The sequence below is a fragment of the Actinorhabdospora filicis genome (assembly GCF_030269765.1).
GTDB lineage: Bacteria > Actinomycetota > Actinomycetes > Mycobacteriales > Micromonosporaceae > Actinorhabdospora > Actinorhabdospora filicis.
Genome location: NZ_BSTX01000007.1, coordinates 114,587 through 134,461 on the forward strand (window position 1 = coordinate 114,587; position 19,875 = coordinate 134,461).

17 protein-coding genes are annotated in these 19,875 nt (G+C 72.8%); 11 read left to right on the top strand and 6 right to left on the bottom strand.

What is annotated here, in order from left to right; genetic code table 11:
- The first annotated feature begins 19 nt into the window (after window positions 1-19).
- From efeB to QSK10_RS32385, 4 genes are all read left to right on the top strand, one after another.
- Complete coding sequence (efeB, locus tag QSK10_RS32370; protein ID WP_285667330.1) at window positions 20-1,267, top strand: iron uptake transporter deferrochelatase/peroxidase subunit; 1,248 nt, start codon at window positions 20-22, stop codon at window positions 1,265-1,267.
- 112 nt (window positions 1,268-1,379) lie between these two features.
- Window positions 1,380-1,784 carry a DUF4233 domain-containing protein gene (locus QSK10_RS32375; protein ID WP_285667331.1) on the top strand — a complete coding sequence of 135 codons (405 nt, stop codon included), beginning with the start codon at window positions 1,380-1,382 and terminating at the stop codon, window positions 1,782-1,784.
- Window positions 1,785-1,954: 170 nt separating this feature from the next.
- Window positions 1,955-3,166 carry an LCP family glycopolymer transferase gene (locus QSK10_RS32380; RefSeq protein ID WP_285667332.1) on the top strand — a complete coding sequence of 404 codons (1,212 nt, stop codon included), beginning with the start codon at window positions 1,955-1,957 and terminating at the stop codon, window positions 3,164-3,166.
- The gene (locus QSK10_RS32385) at window positions 3,166-3,693 is read left to right on the top strand and encodes a DUF3592 domain-containing protein (protein ID WP_285667333.1); all 528 of its coding nucleotides are present in this window, start codon (window positions 3,166-3,168) and stop codon (window positions 3,691-3,693) included. Before QSK10_RS32380 ends, QSK10_RS32385 begins: the two co-directional genes overlap by 1 nt.
- On the opposite strand, the gene QSK10_RS32390 is transcribed toward QSK10_RS32385, so the two are convergent.
- Window positions 3,694-4,956 carry a bifunctional folylpolyglutamate synthase/dihydrofolate synthase gene (locus QSK10_RS32390; protein WP_285667416.1) on the bottom strand — a complete coding sequence of 421 codons (1,263 nt, stop codon included), beginning with the start codon at window positions 4,954-4,956 and terminating at the stop codon, window positions 3,694-3,696.
- Between the two features lie 182 nt (window positions 4,957-5,138).
- Here QSK10_RS32390 and rarD point away from each other — a divergent pair, with 182 nt between their 5' ends.
- Window positions 5,139-6,059 (top strand): EamA family transporter RarD, encoded by a 921-nt coding sequence (rarD, locus tag QSK10_RS32395; protein WP_285667334.1) that lies wholly within the window; start codon window positions 5,139-5,141, stop codon window positions 6,057-6,059.
- Here rarD and QSK10_RS32400 read toward each other — a convergent pair.
- On the bottom strand, window positions 6,046-6,951 hold the full coding sequence (locus QSK10_RS32400) for a VOC family protein (RefSeq protein ID WP_285667335.1): 906 nt from the start codon (window positions 6,949-6,951) through the stop codon (window positions 6,046-6,048). The two genes, rarD and QSK10_RS32400, sit on opposite strands and share 14 nt — an antisense overlap.
- A 175-nt stretch (window positions 6,952-7,126) precedes the next feature.
- Here QSK10_RS32400 and ndk point away from each other — a divergent pair, with 175 nt between their 5' ends.
- A complete protein-coding gene (gene ndk, locus QSK10_RS32405; protein ID WP_285667336.1) occupies window positions 7,127-7,528 on the top strand; it encodes a nucleoside-diphosphate kinase in 402 nt (133 codons plus the stop codon).
- Window positions 7,529-7,550: 22 nt separating this feature from the next.
- On the opposite strand, the gene QSK10_RS32410 is transcribed toward ndk, so the two are convergent.
- The 3 genes from QSK10_RS32410 to QSK10_RS32420 all read right to left on the bottom strand — a co-directional run bounded on the left by QSK10_RS32410 (window position 7,551) and on the right by QSK10_RS32420 (window position 11,730).
- Window positions 7,551-9,200, bottom strand: a complete 1,650-nt coding sequence (locus tag QSK10_RS32410; protein WP_285667337.1) for an alpha/beta hydrolase — start codon at window positions 9,198-9,200, stop codon at window positions 7,551-7,553.
- Between the two features lie 3 nt (window positions 9,201-9,203).
- Window positions 9,204-9,521 carry a hypothetical protein gene (locus QSK10_RS32415; protein WP_285667338.1) on the bottom strand — a complete coding sequence of 106 codons (318 nt, stop codon included), beginning with the start codon at window positions 9,519-9,521 and terminating at the stop codon, window positions 9,204-9,206.
- A gap of 97 nt (window positions 9,522-9,618) precedes the next feature.
- Entirely contained in the window at window positions 9,619-11,730 is a 2,112-nt protein-coding gene (locus QSK10_RS32420; protein ID WP_285667339.1) for an anthranilate synthase component I, read from the bottom strand.
- A 350-nt stretch (window positions 11,731-12,080) separates the two neighbouring features.
- Here QSK10_RS32420 and QSK10_RS32425 point away from each other — a divergent pair, with 350 nt between their 5' ends.
- The 5 genes from QSK10_RS32425 to ileS all read left to right on the top strand — a co-directional run bounded on the left by QSK10_RS32425 (window position 12,081) and on the right by ileS (window position 18,773).
- Window positions 12,081-12,929 carry an ABC transporter permease subunit gene (locus QSK10_RS32425; protein WP_285667340.1) on the top strand — a complete coding sequence of 283 codons (849 nt, stop codon included), beginning with the start codon at window positions 12,081-12,083 and terminating at the stop codon, window positions 12,927-12,929.
- Window positions 12,922-13,557 carry an ABC transporter permease subunit gene (locus QSK10_RS32430; RefSeq protein WP_285667341.1) on the top strand — a complete coding sequence of 212 codons (636 nt, stop codon included), beginning with the start codon at window positions 12,922-12,924 and terminating at the stop codon, window positions 13,555-13,557. Before QSK10_RS32425 ends, QSK10_RS32430 begins: the two co-directional genes overlap by 8 nt.
- Window positions 13,554-14,525 (top strand): ABC transporter ATP-binding protein, encoded by a 972-nt coding sequence (locus tag QSK10_RS32435; protein WP_285667342.1) that lies wholly within the window; start codon window positions 13,554-13,556, stop codon window positions 14,523-14,525. Before QSK10_RS32430 ends, QSK10_RS32435 begins: the two co-directional genes overlap by 4 nt.
- Window positions 14,522-15,397: an oligopeptide/dipeptide ABC transporter ATP-binding protein gene (locus tag QSK10_RS32440; protein ID WP_285667343.1), complete on the top strand. Its 876-nt coding sequence runs from the start codon at window positions 14,522-14,524 to the stop codon at window positions 15,395-15,397. Before QSK10_RS32435 ends, QSK10_RS32440 begins: the two co-directional genes overlap by 4 nt.
- 244 nt (window positions 15,398-15,641) lie before the next feature.
- The gene (gene ileS / locus QSK10_RS32445; RefSeq protein ID WP_285667344.1) at window positions 15,642-18,773 is read left to right on the top strand and encodes an isoleucine--tRNA ligase; all 3,132 of its coding nucleotides are present in this window, start codon (window positions 15,642-15,644) and stop codon (window positions 18,771-18,773) included.
- 151 nt (window positions 18,774-18,924) lie between these two features.
- Here the strand turns inward: ileS and QSK10_RS32450 are convergent, their stop codons facing one another.
- A complete protein-coding gene (locus QSK10_RS32450; RefSeq protein ID WP_285667345.1) occupies window positions 18,925-19,875 on the bottom strand; it encodes a WXG100 family type VII secretion target in 951 nt (316 codons plus the stop codon).

Sequence of the window (19,875 nt, forward strand, 5' to 3'; positions counted from 1 at the left end):
CCAGTAAGGAGCAGTCGCCATGGGCGAGAGCAACATCTCGCGGCGGACGATGCTCGGGCTCGTCGGCGGCGCCGGTGTCGCCGTCGGCGTGGCCGGGACGTCCCTGGCGCTCGGCCCGTCCGGCGTCGCGCAGGCCGCCGACGTCTCGGCGCCGATCTCGTTCTACGGAACGCACCAGGCCGGGATCACCACCCCGGCCCAGGACCGGCTGCACTTCGCGTCCTTCGACCTGATCACCAAGTCCAGGGACGACCTGATCGCGCTGCTGCGCGCCTGGAGCGCCGCCGCCGCGCAGATGACCGCCGGGCACCCGGCGGGCGCGACCGGCGCCGTCGACGGGCACCCGGCCGCCCCGCCGGACGACACCGGTGAGGCCCTCGACCTGCCCCCGGGCGGGCTGACCCTCACCATCGGGTTCGGGCCGTCGATGTTCGACGGCCGCTTCGGGCTCGCCGACCGCAAACCGGCCGCGCTGGCCGAGCTGCCGCACTTCGTGGGCGACGCGCTGCGGCCGGAGATCTCCGACGGCGACCTGTGCGTCCAGGCCTGCGCCTACGACCCGCAGGTCGCGGTGCACGCCATCCGCAACCTGGCCCGCATCGGCTTCGGCAAGGTCTCCGTGCGCTGGTCGCAGCTCGGTTTCGGGCGCACCTCGGCGACCACGCGCGACCAGGTCACGCCCCGCAACATGATGGGCTTCAAGGACGGCACCAACAACATCAAGGCCGAGGACACCCAGCTCCTCGACGAGCACGTGTGGGTGCCGCAGGGCGACGGCCCGGCGTGGATGACCGGCGGGTCGTACATGGTCACCCGGCGCATCCGGATGACCATCGAGACCTGGGACCGCACCTCCCTCGCCGAGCAGGAGGGAGTCATCGGCCGCACCAAGAAGGCCGGGGCGCCCATGCACGCCACCGGCGAGTTCGACGAGCTGGACTTCGAGGCCAAGGGCCCCGACGGCAAGCCCGCCACGCCGATGGACGCGCACGTCCGGCTCGCCCATCACACGCAGGCCAAGGGCGCGCGGATCCTGCGGCGCGGCTACAACTTCGCCGACGGCTCCGACGGGCTCGGCCGCCTCGACGCGGGCCTGTTCTTCATCGCCTACCAGCGCGACCCGCGCACCGGGTTCGTGCCGATCCAGCAGAACCTGGGCGGTGACGCGCTGAACGAGTACATCCGGCACGTCGGCTCCGGGCTCTTCGCGTGCCCGCCGGGCGTCGCGGGACCGGGCGGGTTCTGGGGCGAGGGTCTGTTCGCCTGACGATCCGGAGAGGGCGCGGCCTTCGGGCCGCGCCCTTTCGCGTCCGGTGAGGTGGGTCCCCCGCGCCCGCGCCCACGGCCGGTGCCCGTGCGCGGCTGCGTACGATGGCCGCTTGGAGGCGGTATTGGTGGAGAACGGCGAGGACGACGCGACGCGCTCGGGTCTGCGCGACCCGAAGCGGGCGGTGCGCACCCTCGGGGCGAGCGTGCTGGGCCTGGAGGCCATCGTCCTGCTGATGGCGCTGGCGCCGATGCGGATGCTCAAGGTGCCGCACCTGGGCTGGGCGGTGACGGTCGTCCTGGTGCTCACCGCGGCCGCGATCGTGCTGGCGGGCATGACGAAGCGGGCCTGGGCCTGGCACGCCGGGACGGTGCTCCAGCTGGCGCTGCTGCCCTGCTACTTCTTCCACTGGTCGCTGACCGCGATCGGCGTGGTCTTCCTCGGAGCGTGGCTGTACACGCTGCACGTGCGCAAGGTCCTCTCGCGCCCGCCGGTGCGCGACACGACCCCCGGTTAGTCACTGAACCCCACCCGCCACCCAGGGTGTCGGCGCAGGTGCGGGGCGGTACGCACGCGTAACGATCCGGCCAAGATCGTCCGCCGTGGCAACCCGCCGAACACTTCCACGCGTTTATCTCGGAGAGCTGCCGGTCAATCGGGCAGCAACTTCTTCGAGGACGGTCCAGCATGAGCGAGGCTCCCGAAAACGGCGCGGGAGAGGTGCCCGGCGAGACCGGCTCTCCCGAACCCGCCGAAGGCCCCGGGGAACCCGAGACCGCCGCCCCCGCCGAGGAGGCCGACGAGTCCTTCGCCGAGCCCGAGCCCGTCGTGGCCGCCGCGCGCGGGAAGTCCCCGTGGTGGGCCAAGACGATGGTCGTGGTCGGCGTGCTGCTCATGCTCGCCGCCGGTGGCGCCGTCTACGCCGCCCGGACCCTCACCGGCCACGTCAACGACGCGGTCGCGCAGGAGAACCTGCTGGGCGAGACCGCCGTCAAGACCGGCGTGGACTACGTCTCCACCGACGGCCCCCTGAACTTCCTGATGATCGGCACCGACTCGCGCGACACCCTCAACGCCGACGCCGAGGCCCGCACCGACACGATCATGGTCCTGCACATCCCCAAGGGCCTCCAGCGCGCCTACCTGGTGTCGATCCCGCGCGACCTGTGGGTCCCCATCAAGCGCTGCTACGAGGACCAGTCGCCCTGCGAGCAGCGCGTGAACGCCGCCTACGTCTTCGGCGGCGAGACCCGCGCCGAACGCTTCAAGCTGCTCGCCGAGACGGTCAGCGACCTCACCGGGCTGAAGTTCGACGGCGCCGCCATCATCAACTTCAACTCCTTCAAGGAGGTCGTCGACCTCGTCGGCGGCGTCGAGCTGTGCCTTGAGGACGACCTCACCTCGATCCACTCGTACAAGACCTTCAAGAAGGGCTGCGAGACCTACGGGCCCGTCGACGCGCTGGACATCGTCCGGCAGCGCAACTACCCCGACGGCGACTTCCAGCGGCAGCGCACCCAGCAGCAGTTCGTGAAGTCGCTGCTCAAGCGCGCCGAGGACGAGGGCTACCTGAGCGACTTCGGCAAGATCACCGCGCTCATCGACAAGGTGGGCGCGACCCTCACCGTCCAGTGCCCCACCGGGATGCTGCCCACCGACGTCGCCTACACCCTGCGCGGCATCAAACCCGGCGCGATGACCACCGTCCGCGTCCCGGCCTACCCGACGTGGATGGGGGACGCCTCGGTGCTCATGGCCGAACCCGGCGCCAAGGACCTGTGGGCCGCCCTGCGCGCCGACGACATGGCGGAGTTCCTCGGCACCCACCCCGAACTGATCAACAAGGACCCCGGCGAGCAGCCCAAGACCGGTGAGGACGAGAACCGGGGAGGCCGCTGATGACATCCCCGGCACTGCTGGACCGCGAGACCACCGCGCCACCGGCGCGCCCGCGACCCCGCCGCAAGGGCCGGTTCGCCGCCCTCGGCGCCGTGGCGGCCCTGGCGCTGGCCGCCGAGATCGCCGCCGCGGTCATCGGGCACGGCGGGTACGCGGCGGTCCTGTTCGGCATCCTGCTGTTCACCGGCTTCGGGACGGCCGTGGCGCTCACCGTGCTGGCCGAGCTGCGCAGGTTCGCCTGGTTCGACCGCCACGGCGTGGCCGTCATGGCCGAACCCGACCACCGCGCCGGGCGCAGGGCCTACCGGTACACCGACGCCGGGGGAGCGTCCTACACCTACCTGTCGGCGAATCGGGCCGAGCGCAAGACCGTCCGCTACGACCCGGACGACCCCGCGCGGGCCGTGGAGCACGTCTCGTTCGGCGAGCGGTGCGTCCTGGCGGCCGGCGGGGGCTTCGGGGCGATCCTGGCCTGCGGCGGGCTGTTCGCGGTGACGCGGCTGTTCGGGCAGGCCCTCGGCGAGTAGCTACTCGCGGACCAGCAGCGTCCGCGCCTCGCCGACGGTGAACACCGAGCCGGTGATCAGCACGCCCGCCGTGCCCAGGGTCACGCCCTGGTCCTCCTCGGCCAGGGTCACCGCGAGCTCGATGGCGTCGGGCAGGTGCGGGACGACGCGGACCCGCTCCTCGCCGAACACGTCCTCGGCCAGGCGGCCCAGCTTCGCCGGGGCCATCGCGCGCGGCGTCGAGCTGCGCGTCACGATCAGCCGGTCGGTGATGGGCTCCAGCAGCTCCAGCATCCCCAGCACGTCCTTGCCCTCCACCGAGCCGATCACGGTGACCAGGCGCTCGAAGGAGAACTCGTCGCGCACCGTGTCGACGGTGGCCTTCATGCCGTGCGGGTTGTGCGCGGCGTCCAGCAGCACCGTCGGGGCGGTGCGGACGCGCTCCAGCCGGCCGGGCGAGGTGACCTGCGCGAAGCCCTCGCGCACGACCTCGGCGTCCAGGCCGGTGCCGAGCAGCGTCTCCACCGCCGCCAGCGCCACCGCCGCGTTCTGTGCCTGGTGCGCGCCGTGGAGGGGCACGAAGACCTCCTCGTAGCGCTCGCCGAGGCCCTGGAGGGTCAGCACCTGCCCGCCGAAGGCCAGGTAGCGCTCCTCGACGCCGAAGTCCTTGCCCTCGCGGACCACGCTCGCGCCGACCTGGGCGGTGCGGCGCAGCAGCGCCTCCATCGCCTCCGGCTCCTGGCGGGCGGTGACCAGCGTCGCGCCCTTGTGGACGATGCCGGCCTTCATGTCGGCGATGTCCTCGATCCGGTCGCCGAGGAACTCGGCGTGGTCCATGCCGATGGGGGTGATGACGGCGACCTCGGCGCCCAGCACGTTCGTGGAGTCGGTCTCGCCGCCCAGCCCGACCTCGATGACGCCGACGTCGACGGGCGCGTCGGCGAAGGCGGCGAACGCGGTGGCCGTGGTCACGTCGAAGTAGGTGAGGGTCTCCCCGAGCTGCGCGTCGACGAGGTGCGCCACCGGCCCGACCTCGCCGTAGACGCGCACGAAGTCCTCCTCGGAGATCGGCTCGCCGTCGATGCTGATGCGCTCGCGGATGGTCTTCAGGTGCGGGCTGGTGTAGCGGCCGGTGCGCAGGCCGTGCGCGCGCAGCAGTGACTCGATCATCCGCGCGGTGGTGGTCTTGCCGTTGGTGCCGGTGAGGTGGATGGAGCGGAAGGCGCGCTGCGGGTTGCCCAGGTGGTCCAGGAGGGCCTTCATGCGGTCCAGGTCGAAGACCATGCGGGTGAAGCCCCTGGCCTCCAGCTCGGCGTTGGCGGCGGTGAAGTCGTCGGTCACGACGAGAGCCTAATCCGCGGGCGGGGCGGGCGTGGCCGACCCGGGGGTCGCCGCCGGGTGATCTGTGCCGGGCGTCACGCGGCCCGGTAAGTGCCGATTCCCATCGCGCACCGTACGTTTCTTCTGTGAGCGACTCCCGCCGCGGCTATCTCGCCGCGTTCGCCGCGTACGGCATGTGGGGCCTGGTCCCCCTCTACTGGAAACTCGTCAAGCCCGCCGGGGCCGTCGAGATCCTGGGCCATCGCATCCTCTGGTCGGTGGCCTTCACCGGCCTGCTCCTGTACGCGGTGAAGGTGCGGACGAAGAAGCCCTCGGCCCTGGGCGGCCTGCTCAAGAACCGCCGCAAGCTGCTCGGCGTCGGCATCGCCGCCCTGGTGATCACCGTCAACTGGGGCATCTACATCTACGGCGTCAACGCCGGGCGGGTCGTGGAGACCTCCCTGGGCTACTTCATCAACCCGCTGGTCTCGGTGGCCCTCGGCGTGGCCTTCTTCGGTGAGCGGCTGCGGCCCTGGCAGTGGGCGGCGGTGGCGACCGGCGCGGTGGCCGTGGGCGTCCTGACCCTCGACTACGGGCACCCGCCGTGGATCGCGCTGGCCCTGGCCTTCAGCTTCGCCGCCTACGGCGCGGTGAAGAAGCGCCTGGGCCTGCCGCCGGGGGAGAGCCTGTTCGTGGAGTCGGCGTTCATGGCGATCCCGGCGCTGGCCTTCATCGGCTGGCTGGAGGCGAGCGGGCGGGGGACCTTCGCGTCCATCTCCGTCGGGCACGCGCTGCTGCTGGCGGGCGGCGGTGTGGTGACGGCCGTCCCGCTGATCTTCTTCGGGGCGGCGGCCAACCGGCTGCCCCTGTCGGTGATGGGCATGATCCAGTACATCGGGCCGGTCCTGCAGTTCGCCATCGGCGTCTTCGTCTTCGGCGAGGACATGCCGGTGGGCCGCTGGCTGGGCTTCGGCCTGGTCTGGGGCGCGCTGGCGCTGTTCAGCTTCGACGCGGTGCGGCGGGTCAGGGCGGTGCGGCGGGAGCCGGTCGCGGTCAGCGTTCCCTGATCTCGGTGATGGCCAGGCCGTGCCCGTCGGGGTCGGTGAAGGACGCGGCCAGCACCTCGTAGGTCTCGCCGGTGATGGCCGCGCGAGGCGGGTGGCTGAAGATCACGCCGCGCTCCTGGAGTTGCAGGAACGCGTTGGCCACGTCCGGGACCTCCAGGGCCAGGTGCATCAGCGAGCCGCGGGCCACGGGGGCGTCGTCGCGGTGGCAGAGCAGGACCCGCCCGAACCCGGCCTCCAGCAGCACCGCGTCGGAGCTGCGGTCCAGCTCGACCAGGCCGAGCAGGCCGACGTAGAAGTCCACCGAGCGGGTGAGGTCGGCCACGACCAGGGTGGCCGCGACGTCCCGGACGGAGGCGGCCGGCAGCGAGGTCTCGCTGACGAAGGCGCGCTTGGTGTCCCAGGCCGGCTGAGGGGCGTCGAGGTGCCCGGCGGCGGTGTAGGAGTCGCTCACCGGTGACGGCCGCGGCGCCGGGACCGGCGGGGGCGGCGGGGGAGGTGCCGGGGCGGGTTCGGGCTCCTCGGCGCGGAAGGTGCGCTCCAGGTCGTCGAAGCCCAGGCCGTCGTCCTCTTCCTCCTCCTCGGCCTCCTTTTCGCGCAGGCCCTCGTCGTCCTCCTCGTCCTCGTGGCGCAGCTCGGCCTTGAACTCCTCCAGCGGGGAGGGGTTGTTGCGGGGCGCGGCCCGCCCGGCCTGGCGCAGCCGGTTCAGCATCCGCTCATAGGTGAGCAGCGCCACTCCGGCGGAGAGGAAGAGGAAGGCCAGCAGGCCCATGGTGAGGTCGCGCGCGCCGACGGCGAGCGCGGCCAGGAAGAACGCGACGAGAAGTAAAAACCCGGCTCCCAGGAGGCGCGCCGACATCGGCCTGCGCGCGGGCCGCCGCTGCCGAACCGCCATCTATCACTCCTTTGTGGACACGCGGGGGACGGGTGTCTGCGCGCAGCTTAGATCCCGTCACGCTCCGGCGGCAACCATCCGGGCGACGCCCGGGACGCCGGTCCTCGGCTCGCGGAGGTCGGCCGTCCGGTTAAGCTGGCCGCCCATCCTGTACACCCAGAAGGGGGACACCGACGTGTCTCAGCGGACCCTGGTCCTGATCAAGCCGGACGCGGTCCGGCGCGGCCTCGTGGGCGAGATCCTGGCGCGCCTGGAGCGCAAGGGCCTGCGCATCGAGGAGATGCGGCTGCGCACCATGGACGCCGATCTCGCCGACGCCCACTACGCCGACCACGTCGAGAAGCCCTTCTACCCGCCGCTGAAGGAGTTCATGCTCAGCGGGCCGCTGGTGTCGCTGATCGTCTCCGGTGACGAGTCGATCCCGGTGATCCGGGCTCTGGCCGGGGCCACCGACGGCCGCGCGGCGGCGCCGGGCACGATCCGGGGCGACCTGTCGCTGTCCAACCGGGAGAACCTGATCCACGCCAGCGACTCCGAGGAGTCGGCCGAGCGCGAGATCAAGCTCTGGTTCGGCTGAGCCGAGGGGCCGGGCGCGCGCCTCAGCGGTGGGGCGCGCGGTACTTGGAGAACTGCTCGGGCGGGATGTTCCCGACCTCCCCGCCGGTGCCGGTGACGATCTTGCTGACGCTTTCGTTGTAGGCGTCGTCGTTCCAGTAGCCGGTGTGGCCGGTATAGCCGCCGTCGAAGACGTTGGCGCCGTAGCCGTGGCTCACGGTGTCGGCGCCGTGGAGCCCGCGCGCGAGGTTGATCACGTCGAGGTTGCCGGTGGAGGCGTAGACCTTCGGGTGGCCCTTGTAGTCGGCGGCGGTGGTGCCGTGGTCCTGGCCGCTGCCGGGGGCGGCGACCTGGACGAGGTTGTCCACCTTGAGGTCGTGCTTCTCGGCGGCGGTGCCCACCACCGAGGCCCCGTAGCTGTGCCCGAGGAGGGTGTTGCGGGAGTGGTCGGGCCCGTGTTCGTTGGTGGTGCGCAGGCCCTGCTGGAAGCGCGCCAGGTCGTCGGCGGCCTGGTGGCGGTACTTCGGGTCGGTGGCGTCGGTGAGCTCGTCGGGTGAGTCGTAGCCCTGCCAGACGATCGAGGCGGTGGTCTTGGACGGGTCGCGCCCGGCGGCGTCCTTCTGCATCTGGTCGGCCCGGTCGATGTCGGTCTTGAAGCCGTCGTTGAGGCCGCCGCCGGTGCCCGGGACGTAGGTGGCGACATTGTCGGCCTTGTCGGGGTTGCCGATGGCCACCGCGGCCTTGCCGTCGTTCTGCGGGTCGAGGGACAGCAGGTGGGCCTGGGGTTTCGAGCCGTCGTTGAGGCGGGCGTCGATGGCGTCGAGGCCGTGTTTCTTGGCCTCCAGGTCCTCGATCTTCTGCCGCGCGGCGTCGAGTCTCGGGTCGAAGGGGTCGAGTTTCCCTTCGCCGACCTCGTGCCGCAGCCGGTCCAGTTCGGCCTTGGCGCCGGCGATGTCCCGGTCGTTCTGCTCGCGGGCGTAGTCGAGGGTGACGCGGTTGGCGTCGTCGCGGTCGGTGGTGGGGATCCCGTCCATGTTCCCGACGATGCCGGGGTACTCGTTCTTGAGGGACTCCTGCTCCTCTTCGCTGAGCCCGTCCCACCACTTCTTGACCTCGTCGGGCGTGGGCGGCTGCCCGTCGTGGCCTTCGGGCCGGGTCTGGAGCGCGGTGAGCGGGTCGACGTTGGGGGCTTCGGGCGTGGTGATCGCCGCGAGGGCCTTCGCCGCGTCCTTGTCGGCCTTGTTCGCCAGCTCCAGCGCGCGCTTGATCTCGTCGGCGACGGCCTCGACGCCCTGGCGGATGGAGGCCATCCAGCCGTCGGACTTGCGGGCCTCGGGCGGCGGGTCGGCGGTGACGCTGCCGTCGGGGTGGATCTTCGCGGGCACGCGGGCGGCGTGGTCCTCGGCGGCATTGAGCATCTTCTGCGCCTCGGTCACGTCGTGGGCGAGCCTGCCGAGGATCTCACCCATGGCGGTGAAGGCGACCTGCGCCTGGACGTAGTCGCGGGAGGCCTCGACGATGGAGTGGCGCGCGGCGACCGCGTCGTTCCCCTGCCAGGCGCGGTCGAGGTCGTTGCCGTACTTGCCGACGTCCTCGGCGTACTGGTCCATGTCGCGGCCGATGGAGGCGGCCTTGGTGCCGCCCTCGGTCCACACCGCCGGGCGGGCGTCCTTGAGCTGCCGGTAGTCGACCACGGCTCACATCCCGGGGACGGCGCCGAGGTACTCCTTGGCGAGGTTCACCTCGGACTTCACGGTGCTCTCGGTGCGCCGGTAGTTCTCGGCGGACTCGACGACCTTCTGGCCGGTGTCGGCGCACTTGCCGGCGGCCTTGAGGGTGTCCTCGACGAGCTTCTTCGCGATCGTGGACAGCGCCTTGGCGGAGGCGAAGCCGTCATTGCCCTGGGCGGTGCGCTCGATGACGCCCCGTGACCGTCCGATGTAGTCGGTGATCTCGGTCCCCGCGGTGATCACCTTCGCCGCGATGGACTTCACCGTGCCGTACTCGAATTCCATGGCCGCTCCCGCCTCTCGTGACCGCCCCTCTCGTGACGGGAGCGTAAGGCAAAGGGGCGGTCCCGCGCTGTCCCGCGCGACCGCCCCCGCCACCGTCCTAACGCGACAGGCGCAGGACGTTCGACACGATCTGGTGCCCGGCCCGCCCGGCGGCGGTCAGGATCGACTCCGGGTGGAACTGCACGGCGTAGCGGCGCTTGACCGGATCCTCGATGGCCATGACCACGTCATCGGTCATCGCGGTGGCGGTGAAACCGCCGCGGACCTGGTCGGCCTTGGCGTGCAGGGAGTGGTAGCGGGCGGCGGTGAACTCGTCGGGCAGGCCCGCCAGGAGCTCGCCGCCCAGGACCTTGACCTGGCCGGGCTTGCCGTGCACGGGCTCGGGCAGCAGCGCCAGTTTCCCGCCGCCGTGCTCGATCATCGCCTGCAGGCCCAGGCAGACGCCGAAGGCGGTGAGGCCGCGGGCGTCCAGTTCGGACAGCAGGCCGCCGCAGTCGAAGTCGGCCGGGCGGCCCGGACCGGGCGACAGGACGACCAGGTCGGGCCGGTCGTCCAGCATCGACGGCGGGAACCCGAAGCGGAGGGTGGTGACCTCGGCGGCGTGCTGGCGGAAGTAGTCGGCGAGGGTGTTCACGAAGGAGTCCTGGTGGTCCACCATCAGCACCCGCAGGCCCGCACCGGCCGGTTCGGTCACCACGGCGGCGTTCCCGGGGTCCGAAACGGGCGTGCCGACCGACTCCAGCAGCGCGCGGGCCTTCAGGTGCGTCTCGCGCTCCTCGGCCTCCGGGTCGGAGTCGTAGAGCAGCGTCGCCCCGGCGCGCACGGTCGCCAGCCCGTCCCGGATCTGCGCGGTGCGCAGGGTCAGGCCGGTGTTGGCGGTCCCGTCGAAGCCGAGGAACCCGACCGCGCCGCCGTACCAGCGGCGGGGGGTGCTCTCGTGGTCCTCGATGAACTGCATCGCCCAGTTCTTGGGCGCGCCGGTCACCGTCACCGCCCAGGTGTGGGTGAGGAACGCGTCGAGCGCGTCGAACTCCGGCCGCAGCACGCCCTCGACGTGGTCGACGGTGTGGATGAGCCGGGAGTACATCTCGATCTGGCGGCGCCCGATGACCTGGACGCTGCCGGGGACGCACACGCGCGACTTGTCGTTGCGGTCGACGTCTGTGCACATCGTCAGCTCCGACTCCTCCTTCGCCGAGCCGATCAGCTCGGCGATGCGCGCGGCGTCCTCCAGCGGGTCGGCGCCGCGCCGGATGGTCCCGGCGATCGGGCACGTCTCCACCCGCCGCGCGCCCACCGGTCCGCTGACGCGCACGTACATCTCCGGGGAGGCGCCCACGAGGTACTCGGCCTCGCCGAGGTTGAAGAAGAACTCGTAGGGGGCGGGATTGGCGGCCGTGAGCCGCTCGTAAAACGCCGCCGGCGAATCGCAGGCGGCGTGCATGGTGTGGCTGGGGGTGACCTCGAAGAGGTCGCCCTGGAAGAAGCGCTCCCTGGCCTCGCGGACCATGCCCGCGTACACCCCCGGCACCGGCGGGGCCGGCACCTCGGTGGCCACCCGGTACGGGGTGGCCTCGGCGGTGCGCGGCAGGCCCTCGGTCGACTCGCCGTCCACGGTGAACTCGTAGCGGTGGACGTGTGCGCGCTCGCGCTTGCGGTCCACGACGTAGACCTCGTCGGGCAGGTGCAGCACCAGGTCCCGGTCACGCGGGTCGCGTTCCATGGCCAGCGTCAGCGGCTCGAACTGGAAGGACAGGTCGTAGCCGAAGGCGCCGTAGAAACCCAGGTGCGGGTCGTCGACGGCGAGCGCGGCCATCATCGCGCGCAGCGCGGTGAACACGGTCGGACGCCGGGTGCGCCGCTCCTCGCTGAGGACGCCCTCGCTCTCGGCGACGTGGACGCTGAACCCGCCGGGCGCGTCGGTGGGGCCGTCCACGGCCCGCCGCAGCAGCGGCAGCAGGACCGTCCCGCGCGCGTTGAGGGCGCGCACGCTCAGGGTGCGGCCGTGGGCGGTGACCTCCACGGCGGGGTTGACGTAGGCGAGGTTCCAGCGGCTGTAGCGGCCCGGATACTCCATGCCGGAGCTCAGGACCCCGCCGCGCGCGGTCTCGACGGCCGCCACGATGGCGGGCAGGCCCGCCGGGTCGAAGACTTCGGTGGTGCGGAGGACGCGCGCGCCCCCGGCGGTGGTCAGTTCGGTCTGGTTCATTGCCCCTCGTCATCCCTCGGCTCGCTCGCCGGGATGGGGCGCCTCAGACAGAGACGACCGCCGAGTTCCCGGCGGTCGTCACGACTCCATGCGAATTCCACGCCGCCTCTAGCGGCGCCACCAGCGCAGATGGGGGAAGGTTCGCATGGGCGCGACTCTAGCACGGGAAGTCCCCGATACCGGACCTCGCCGTCCGGTGGTTGGGACGGTGACCGTCCCCCTACCCGCGTCACGTGTGCATCACGGACCGGTAACGGAACGGATTCTGTCGTGAACTGTATCGACGCACCGTCGTGATCTGTGCGACCGTATGTGCACCGGGCACCGGGCCGTTAGGGAGGGAGGTCCACGTGCTCGCTCACACCGCGCGCAGGCTCGCCCTGGCGTTACCGGCGCTGCTGCTGATCTCCGTGCTCGCCTTCGGCGTGGCCTTCTACGGGCCCGCCGCGCCCGCACCGGCGACCACCGCCGAGCGCGAGCGCCTCTACCTCGACCGCCCGGTCCCCGAACGCTACTGGACGTGGCTGACCGGCCTGGGCGGACACGGCGACACCGGTCTCCTGCGCGGCAGGTGGGGACCCTCGGTCACCGGTGAGAGCGTCGGACGCGAGCTCGGCGAGCGCGTGCGCGGCTCGGCGCGGCTGCTGGGCCTGGGCGTCCTGACCGTCACCGGCCTCGCCGTCGCCGGGGGCGTCGCGGCGGTCGCCGCCCGCCACCGCACCGCCGACGCCGCCGTCATCGCCGCCGGATTACTCGGCCTGGGCGCGGCCGCCACCGGCCCGCTGCTGCTGGCCCGCGAGGCCGGGACCCGGCCGGTGCTGCTGCTGGGCGGGCTCGCCCTCGCCGCGCTGGCCGTGCGCCGCCGCGCGCCCGCCGCCGAGACGGGACTGGTCGATCCCGCGCGCGTCCTGGGCGTCCGCCACCGCGTCGCGGTGCGCAGGCACGCCGTCCGCGCCTCCCTCACCAGCGGCGTCACCGCCGCCGCGAGCCTGGCCGCCGGGCTCCTCGCCGCCCTCGTCGTCGCCGAGGGCGTCCTGGCGCGACCCGGGTTCGGTGCGTGGCTGCCGGAGTCGCTGCGCGCCCGCGACGCCTACGCCGTCGCCGCGTGGCTGCTGGTCGCCGGTGCCGCCGTCATCGCCGTCGGCATCGCCGCCGACCTCACCCGCGCCGCCCTGGACCCGCGGGTGCGCCATGGGTGACCCGCGCCGGGCCGCCGGGGCCGTGCTGCTGGCGATGGCCGCGCTCTTCGCCTTCGCCGGGCCCAGCTCCTGGCCGCGCGCCGACGCCGTCGCCGAGCTCATGCGGGCCGCGCGCGGCAGCCTCGCGATGGCCGTGGTGGCCGCGTCCATCGCCACCCTCATCGGCACCGCCTGGGGACTCCTGCCCCTGGGCTGGATCACCGGGACGCTGCTGGCGCTGCCCGCGCTGGGCCTGGCCGCCGCGCTCGCCGGGACCGGCGCGTCCTGGGCGCGCCTGGCGGTGGCGCTCGGCCTGGCCTGCTGGCCGCCGGTGGCGTGGGCGGTCCGCGAGCGGGCCGCGGCCGTGCGGGCCCGGGGCTTCATGGACGCCGCCCGCTCGGCGGGCGCTGGCCGCGTCCGGCTGCTCGTCCGGCACGTCCTGCCCGGCACCGCCCGCGCCATCGGCGCCGGCTGGCTGCTGAGCATGGGCGCCGCCGCGGTCATCGAGGCCGGGCTCGGGCTGGGCGGCCTCGACGCGAAAGGGGACAGCCTCGGGCGGCTGCTGGCCGGGCCCTCGCCCGGCGCGGCCCTCGGGGTACTGCTGGCGGTGTGCCTCGCGGTGCGCCTGACCACCGGGGGGAGAGCGTGAGGACCGTCCTGGAGGTGTCCGGGCTGACCGTGGGGGACGCGCTGGCCGGGGTGTGCTTCCGCCTCGGCGGCGGCGAGACCGTCGGCGTCATCGGCGAGAGCGGCTCCGGCGCGCACCTGCTCGCCCCCGCGCTGCTCGGGCTGGTGCCCGCCACCGGTTCCGTCCGCTTCCACGGACGCGACCTCACCACCGTCGGCGACGCCGGGTGGAGCGCGATCAGGGGCAGCGGCATCGCCTACGTCCCCGCCGAACCGCGCGGCTGGCTCGACCCCGTGCGCACCGTCGCCGAGCAGGTCGCCCTCGCCCTCCACGCCCACCAGCGCACCACCCGCGACAAGGCCCGCCGCGTGGCCACCGACCTGCTGGCCGCCCTCGGCGTCCCCGAACCCGCCCGCGCCGCCCGCGCCTACCCCCACGAGCTCACCACCGCCACCGCCCAGTGCGCCGCGGTGGCCATCGCGGTGGCCAACCGGCCCGACGTGATCGTCGCCGACGACCCCACCGCCGCCCTCGACGTCACCTCCCAGGGCCGCCTCATGGACGTCGTGCGCGGCACCGGCGCCGCGCTCGTCCTCATCACCCGCGACCTGGGCGTGCTGGCCGGGCACGCCGACCGCGTCGTCGTCCTCTACGGCGGTCGCATGGTCGAGGGCGGTACCGCCGAGGAGGTCTTCTACGGACCCCGGATGCCCTACACCCTCGGGCTCCTCGGCAGCGTGCCCCGCGTCGACCTGCCCGCCCGGCGGCTGCCCGTCGTGCGCACACTCCATTCCCGGCCGCTCCCCACCGGTCACGGACCCGGCGACCCCCTCACCGGCGGCTGCGTCTTCGCCGCCCGCTGCCCCCTCGCCGTCCGCCGCTGCCTGGACGAGGCGCCCGCCCTGCGCCACCTCGGGCCCAGCCGCGTCGCCGCCTGCCACTTCGCCGAACGCCTCGACGGCGTCACCGCCCGGGCGGTCTTCGGATGATCATCGCCGAGAACCTCACCCGCCGCGGCGCGCTCACCGGCGTCACCATCGACATCGCCCCCGGCGAGACCCTCGCCGTGGTCGGCGAGAGCGGCAGCGGCAAGACCGCCCTCGCCCGCCTCCTCCTGCGCCTCGACCGGCCCACCTCCGGCGGCCTGCCCGCCGACGGCGTCCACGGGCTGTTCCCCGACCTCGACCCGCGCATGACCATCGCCGACAGCGTCGCCGAGCCCATGCGCGTCCACCGCCGCCACGACCCCGCCTGGCGCGACGAGCTCCTCACCCTCGTCGGCCTCGGACCCGGCGACGGCCGCCGCAGGCCCGCCGACCTGCCCGCGCCCGAGCTGCGGCGGGCCGCGCTGGCCAGGGGCCTGGCGCTGCGGCCGGGCGTCCTGGTCCTCGACGAACCCGTCGCCGACCTCGACCCCTCGGCGCGGGCGGAGCTGACGGCGCTGCTGCGGGCCGTGCGCGAACGCCTCGGCACCGCCTACCTCTATCTCACCCGCGACGTGGCCGATGTGCGGCAGCTCGCCGAGCGCGTCGCCGTCCTCTACCGCGGCGGGATCGTCGAGCGCGGACCGGCGCAGGCGGTCTTCGAGGCGCCCGCACACCCCTACACCCAGGCGCTGCTGTCGGCGGTGCCCGTCGCCGACCCGCGCCGGGAGCGGCGGCGCCGGCGCGTCCCGCTGGCCGAGGAGCGTCCCGACGCACCGGCCGGCGGCTGCCGCTTCCGGCACCGCTGCCCCAAGTTCGCCGCCGAGCTGACCACCCTCCAGCGCGGGAAGTGCTCCGCCGAGGCCCCCGCGCCGCGCCCGCGCGCCGGTGGCGCCGAGGCCGCCTGCCATTACGCGTCGGTGGCCACCGTCTGGTAAACCGGGCGGAGCGTTTCACCGCGTCCCGCTACACTTGCCGCAGCACGGCGTTGACCCGGCCATCACCGGTGAGCCTCCGGAAGAAAGAGCCCCACGAGGGCTTCAGTAGAACCGGACGGGTGCGGCCCGTCACAGCCGTCCGATGAGAGGGCGTCGCTCCGGCGGCGTCAAGCGGGGTGGTACCGCGGGCCAAGGCTCGTCCTCGCACCGAGGAGAACGCAGACCGGTGCGAAGGAGCGATGACGTGCCATATCCCAAGGACGACCCGCAGCGGGGGGTGCCCGCGAGTCCCAAGCTTCCCGAGGTGGAGCAGCGCATTCTCGACTTCTGGGGTGCCGACGGGACGTTCCAGGCATCCATCGACCGCCGCCCGGCCGGGTCGGACGGCAGCAACGAGTTCGTCTTCTACGACGGTCCCCCCTTCGCCAACGGCCTGCCCCACTACGGGCATCTGCTGACCGGCTACATCAAGGACGTCGTACCGCGCTACCAGACCATGCGCGGCCGCCGCGTCGAGCGGCGCTTCGGCTGGGACTGCCACGGCCTGCCCGCCGAGGTCGAGGCCGAGAAGCAGCTGGGCATCAACACCAAGGCCGAGATCATGGCCCTGGGCGTCGGCAAGTTCAACGAGGCCGTCCGCGAGTCGGTTTTCCGCTACACCGGCGAGTGGGAGCGCTACGTCACCCGCCAGGCCCGCTGGGTCGACTTCGCCAACGACTACAAGACCCTCGACCTGGACTACATGGAAAGCGTCATGTGGGCCTTCAAGACCCTCTACGACAAGGGCCTGATCTACGAGGGCTACCGCGTGCTCGCCTACTGCTGGCGCTGCGAGACGCCGCTGTCGAACACCGAGACGCGGATGGACGACGTCTACCGCGACCGCACCGACCCGGCGCTGACCGTCGGCTTCCAGCTGGAGAGCGGCGAGAAGCTGCTGGTGTGGACGACCACGCCCTGGACCCTGCCCTCCAACCTCGCCGCCGCCGTCGGTCCCGACCTGGACTACGTCGTCGTCGAGCAGGACGGGCGGCGCTACGTGCTGGGCAAGACCCGCCTGGCCGCCTACGCCAAGGAACTCGGCGAGGCCACCGTCGTCGCCGAGCTCAAGGGCCGCGACCTCGTCGGGCGCAAGTACACCCCGCTGTTCGACTACCTCGCCGACACCCCCAACGCGTTCCAGGTCATCGGCGCCGACTTCGTCTCCGACGAGGACGGCACCGGCGTGGTGCACATGGCGCCCGCCTTCGGCGAGGACGACCAGAACGCCTGCGCCTCGGTCGGCATCCCCACCGTCATGACCGTCGACGAGCACACCCGCTTCACCGCGATCGTGCCCGACTACCAGGGCGTGCAGGTCTTCGACGCCAACAAGCCGATCGTGCGCGAGCTCAAGGAGCGCGGCGACGTCGTCCTGCGCCACGAGGGCTACACGCACTCCTACCCGCACTGCTGGCGCTGCGACACGCCCCTGGTCTACAAGGCCGTGTCCAGCTGGTTCGTGGCCGTCACGACCTTCCGCGACCGCATGGTCGAGCTGAACCGGGGCATCACCTGGACCCCGGAGCACATCAAGGACGGCCAGTTCGGCAAGTGGCTGGAGGGCGCCCGCGACTGGTCGATCTCCCGCAACCGCTTCTGGGGCTCGCCGATCCCGGTGTGGGTCTCCGACGACCCCAACTACCCGCGCGTGGACGTCTACGGCTCGCTCGACGAGCTGGAGCGCGACTTCGGCGTGCGCCCGGCCGACCTGCACCGGCCGTTCATCGACGACCTGACCCGGCCCAACCCCGACGACCCCACGGGCAACTCGACCATGCGCCGGGTCCCCGAGGTCCTCGACTGCTGGTTCGAGTCGGGCTCGATGCCCTACGCCCAGGTGCACTACCCGTTCGAGAACCGCGAGTGGTTCGAGAACCACTACCCGGGCGACTTCATCGTGGAGTACACCCCGCAGACGCGCGGGTGGTTCTACACGATGCACGTGCTGGCCACCGCGCTGTTCGACCGGCCCGCCTTCCGCGACTGCGTCGTGCACGGCACGCTGCTGGGCGACGACGGCCGCAAGATGTCCAAGAGCCTGCGCAACTACCCCGACGTCTACGAGGTCTTCGACACCTACGGCGCCGACGCGATGCGCTGGCTGCTCATCTCCTCGCCGGTGGTGCGGGGCGGGGACATGATCGTCTCCGAGAGCGGCATCCGCGACGCCGTCCGCCAGGTCGTGCTGCCCCTGTGGAACGTCTGGTACTTCTTCAGCCTCTACGCCAACGCCGAGGGCTACGACGCCACGCCGCACGCGGCGCGCACCGGCGCCCTGGCCTCCGATCACCTGCTCGACCGCTACGTGCTGGCCAAGACCGACGACCTCGTCGAGGGCGTGCGGCAGTCGATGGACGCCTTCGACCTGTCGGGTGCCGCCGCGCAGGTCCGGTCCTACCTGGACGCGCTGACCAACTGGTACGTGCGCCGCTCGCGCGACCGGTTCTGGCAGGGCGACCGGCGGGCCTTCGACGTCCTGGCGACCGTGCTGGAGACGGTGTGCCGGGTGGCGGCCCCGCTGCTGCCGCTGGTCACCGAGGACGTCTGGCGCGGCCTGACCGGCGGGCGCTCGGTGCACCTGGTGGACTGGCCGGAGACGGCCGGCGCGGCCGACCCCGCCCTGGTGTCCACCATGGACGCCGTGCGCGAGGTCTGCTCGGCGGCGCTGTCGCTGCGCAAGGCCACCCGCCGCCGGGTGCGCCTGCCGCTGGCGACGCTCACCGTCGCCGGTCCCGGCGTCGAGGAGCTGCGGCCCTACGCCGAGCTCATCGCCGACGAGGTCAACGTCAAGGAGGTCGTGTTCACCGGCGACCTCGGCGAGTACTGCACGCAGACGCTCAGCCTGGTCCCGCGCGCCCTCGGGCCGCGCCTGGGCAAGGACGTCCAGCGGGTCATCAAGGCGCACAAGTCCGGTGACTGGTCCATCGTGGACGGTGCCGTCACCGTCGGCGGGGTCGAACTCCAGGACGGCGAGTACGAGCTCACCATGCTCGTCACCGCCGCCGACCGGACCGCCGCGCTGCCCGGCGGAGGCGTGGTCGTCCTCGACACCGACGTCACCCCCGAACTGGCCGCCGAGGGCCTGGCCCGCGACGTGGTCCGGGTCATCCAGACCGCCCGCCGCGACGCCGACCTGGCCGTCACCGACCGCATCACCGTGGTCGCCGACCTGCCCGAGGACGCGCGCGCGGCGGTGGAGACCCACCGCGAGTTCGTCACCGGCGAGACCCTCACCCGCGAGCTCGGCTACACCGAACTCGGCGACGAGGCCTTCCGGGGCGAGATCGGCGAGGGCGTGGCGGTCCGGGTACTGGTCAAGCGCACCGACGGCTGACGCGCAAGAGCACGAAGAGAAGGGCCTCCCGGTGCGCCGGGAGGCCCTTCCCTCGTAGGCCGCGCGGGCCACGGTCCACGACCGGGCGGCCGGGTCGGGGGAGAGGCCGTGGGCCACGGTCCCCGATGTCTCAAAGAACGTGGCCGCGCCCTCAGCCGCGCTGGTCGACCACCGCCGCCGGAGTTCCCTCCGCGCCGCCCCAGACCATCTCGTCCTCGGTGAGCCAGGTGCGGTTGCCCTGCTCTTCCTCGTCCTCGTGCTGGTGTCCGCGCCCGGCGGCGCCGGAGCCCATGGCCGGCCCGCGCGCCGGGGCGGGCGCGCCGCCGAAGGTCCCGAACGCGGGACCGCCCGCCGCCGCCAGGCCCGTCGCGGTGCCCGGTCCGCCCGGGCTGAAGCCCGGCCCGAAGCCGCCGCCGGGACCGCCGGTGGCCGCGCCCAGGCCCAGCGGGGTGGCGCTGGCCAGGCCGGTCTCGGTGTCGCCGTTGTCGTAGCCGGGCTGCGGCACGTACGGGACCGGCTCGGAGGGCACCGGGTCGTAGGGGGTGGGGTCGTAGGGAGGCGCGCCCGGGTCGAGCTTGCCCGGCTCGGGTTCGAGCGTGGTGACCACGTCCTGCGGCTCCAGCTCCGGGTCCTCCACCGTGGGCAGGTTCGCCGGGGCCTTGGTGGGCGCCTTGAACGACGAGCTCGCCGCTCCCTTGTAGCCGGTGGCCAGGCCGGTGAGGATCTTCACCAGCTTCTTGCGGACGATCTCCTTCTGCTCCTTGGTCTTCTGCGGGAGCTTCAGGGCCTGCGTCGCGTCATCGCGGGCCTGCTTGGCGGCGGTGGCGCACTTCCACATGCCGTCGCCCATCTCGCCCTGGTCCTCGCTGAGGGAGCCGCAGAAGGTGTGGATCGCCTTCATGTAGGCGTCGAACTCGCCGGCGGCCAGGCCCTTCCAGTCGTGCATGAGGGCTTCGAGCTTCTTGGCCAGCAGGCGGCCGAGTTCCTCGGTGCGCTTCTGGGCGGAGTGCCAGGATCCGGCCGAGTCGTCGATCTCATCGGGATCGGCCGAGAAGATCGCGCCGGTCAGCTGCTCGATGCTCCAGCCGTCGTAGCCTCCCAT

Excerpts from the sequence above, each read along its gene's own strand:
- efeB (WP_285667330.1), top strand. The coding sequence starts at position 20 with ATGGGCGAGAGCAACATCTCGCGGCGGACGATGCTCGGGCTCGTCGGC.
- QSK10_RS32380 (WP_285667332.1), top strand. The coding sequence starts at position 1,955 with ATGAGCGAGGCTCCCGAAAACGGCGCGGGAGAGGTGCCCGGCGAGACC.
- QSK10_RS32385 (WP_285667333.1), top strand. The coding sequence starts at position 3,166 with ATGACATCCCCGGCACTGCTGGACCGCGAGACCACCGCGCCACCGGCG.
- QSK10_RS32390 (WP_285667416.1), bottom strand. The coding sequence starts at position 4,956 with ATGGTCTTCGACCTGGACCGCATGAAGGCCCTCCTGGACCACCTGGGC.
- QSK10_RS32400 (WP_285667335.1), bottom strand. The coding sequence starts at position 6,951 with ATGGCGGTTCGGCAGCGGCGGCCCGCGCGCAGGCCGATGTCGGCGCGC.
- QSK10_RS32415 (WP_285667338.1), bottom strand. The coding sequence starts at position 9,521 with ATGGAATTCGAGTACGGCACGGTGAAGTCCATCGCGGCGAAGGTGATC.
- QSK10_RS32420 (WP_285667339.1), bottom strand. The coding sequence starts at position 11,730 with ATGAACCAGACCGAACTGACCACCGCCGGGGGCGCGCGCGTCCTCCGC.
- QSK10_RS32430 (WP_285667341.1), top strand. The coding sequence starts at position 12,922 with ATGGGTGACCCGCGCCGGGCCGCCGGGGCCGTGCTGCTGGCGATGGCC.
- QSK10_RS32440 (WP_285667343.1), top strand. The coding sequence starts at position 14,522 with ATGATCATCGCCGAGAACCTCACCCGCCGCGGCGCGCTCACCGGCGTC.
- QSK10_RS32450 (WP_285667345.1), bottom strand. The coding sequence starts at position 19,875 with ATGGGAGGCTACGACGGCTGGAGCATCGAGCAGCTGACCGGCGCGATC.